A 2086-nucleotide genomic window follows, 5' to 3' on the forward strand; every position below is an offset into this window, starting at 1 on the left:
ACCGTCGGCACGCAGGCCGAGGCGGCCCGCACGCCCATCGTTTCGCTCTCGGCCGGGAGCCGGTTGGCGAGCGTCGAACCCAAGATCGTCAACGCCCTTCTGGGCAACCTTCTGGGCATCTCGCTCGACCTCAAGATCGCCGATTACAACGCGCTTCTCACCACGAGCCTGCCGCTCAAGCCGCTTCTGTCCGATGTCGCGCAGGCTCTGGGTGAATCACCGGTCAATGCGACGCTGGGGCACGTTCTGACAACGCCTCTCAAGCTCTCGGTGGTGATCGATCTCCTGGCCGCCCAGAGCGATGCCAAGGGAAACAAGTCGGCTGCCGCCACGCTGCGCAAGATGGCGCAGCAAACGAAATCATCCGCCGCGATGGTGAAGCTCGGCGATGCGCTGGCGCTCGATCCCGCGCTACACGGTTCATCGCTGGGTCACGTGGCCGCGCGCGTCTCCTCCTCCATTTCCGTCATCGGTCTGGTGAACGCGCTGCTCGACCAGAGCCATGTCGGGATGGAAGTTTCGACCGGCGTGGATGCGGCGGGCCTCGCCTCGGTTTCGCTCGACCTGGTCTTGGGGGAGCGCATGAAGACGGCGCAAAGCCTCGCCGTGTCCGACAGAAAGGCGACCATCGCCACCGACCAGCTCAAGATGCGGCTGCGGCTTGGTCTTCTGGAAAGCCCCGCGCTCAGACTTCTGAACACGAAGGTCGAGCTTCCCCTCGAACTCGTCGTGGCGGGCGGCACGGCTGAGGTCGTCTCGGCGACGTGCTCCGACAATCTTTGGGAGCGTGAGGTCAAAGTCGCGATCCATCCGGGACTCGCGCGCCTGTCCCTCGGCGACACGAGCCGCCGGTCCCTCGCCCAGGTCCATCTTCACGACCGGCTGGAGCCGGCAATCATCGCCAAGGTTCTGGGCTTGCCGGTTGTCGAGGGCTCGGCCCAGATCGTGGCGGCCGACAAGCTCAAGATCGTCACGTTCAGGGGCAACGAAATCGGCAGCGGCGTCACCAAGTCCGGCGAAACCAAGTCGATCCTCACCAGCCTCCTCGGCTCGGTCCTCGGCGAAACGCGCCTGAGATTGCTGGGGCTTCCGATCGGCAACCTGCTCGATCCACTCAAGGAACTGCTCACCGCCGCCGTCTCGCCGGTGGACACGCTCCTGAACGCGGTTCTGGCCGCGGTCGGGGTGCGCGTCGGAGAGATGGACGTGCGCGTGGACGATCTCGTGTGCAGTCAGGCTCGGCTCGTCGGATAAAGCTCACCGACGGCGAGTCCGACGAACCTACGCGTGTAGACGTGGCGGCCGATCGGGGGGCGATCAGCTGCCGTTCGCGCTGAGATGAGAGCTGGGTCGGCGCTGATCGAGAACGCGCAGCAAGCCTTCCAGATGATGCCGCAGCTGCGCATCGGGAATGCGCCCGAGCACCGCCTGCATGGAGGGGTCGGCTTCGCTCTCGACCGCGCAGGAGCCCGCGCCGGGGAGGCCTTCGAAAAAATAGGACGGCTCGACGTTGAAGAAACCAGCGAGCCGATAGAGCGTGCTCGCGGAGATGCGATTATCGCCTGACTCGTACTTGCGGATCTGCTGGTAGGTGACGCCGAGCCCATGCCCGACCGCCTGCAACGACAGGTTCTGCTCGGTGCGCAGTGCCCGGAGACGAGAACCGATATGGGAATCGACGGGATCAATGGACACGGATCTGACTTCTATCCAGAGGGCTACGGACTAGGCTGACCCAACTCACCGGAGGTTCGGATGTCGAGCAACGGCATATCGGCGCGGCGCAAGCCGATCCAGACGTTCGTTCGATGAGTGAAACCATGCGAGCGTCAACTCCAGACTGTGCATTTCATCGCAATACAACTTGCGACCATTGAATTTCTAATCTATACTGACTATTCGCCATGGTATCGGAACGCGATGCCATGGCGAAAGCCAGCCGCTTTTTGCAACTCGGCCGATGTCCAACCTCGCCCCACGCAAGAGCCGGGCATGATTGCCTAAGACCATTCTGAACGAAAGGTCTTAAATTACCTTTTGTACGATTAATTCCGGCGATTGTGGGATTCTCTTATCCCGTGATGCG

2 protein-coding genes are annotated in these 2086 nt (G+C 62.6%); one reads left to right on the top strand and one right to left on the bottom strand.

The genetic code is table 11. From position 1 onward, the window contains the following. On the top strand, window positions 1-1254 hold a 1254-nt coding region (locus tag NS365_RS24675; protein ID WP_058602545.1), incomplete at its 5' end, for a hypothetical protein. Between the two features lie 63 nt (window positions 1255-1317). Here the strand turns inward: NS365_RS24675 and NS365_RS22575 are convergent. Continuing rightward, complete coding sequence (locus tag NS365_RS22575) at window positions 1318-1695, bottom strand: helix-turn-helix domain-containing protein (protein WP_058602546.1); 378 nt, start codon at window positions 1693-1695, stop codon at window positions 1318-1320. Between the last annotated feature and the right edge of the window lie 391 nt (window positions 1696-2086).

The organism is Aureimonas ureilytica, from assembly GCF_001475935.1.
GTDB classification, from domain to species: domain Bacteria; phylum Pseudomonadota; class Alphaproteobacteria; order Rhizobiales; family Rhizobiaceae; genus Aureimonas; species Aureimonas ureilytica_A.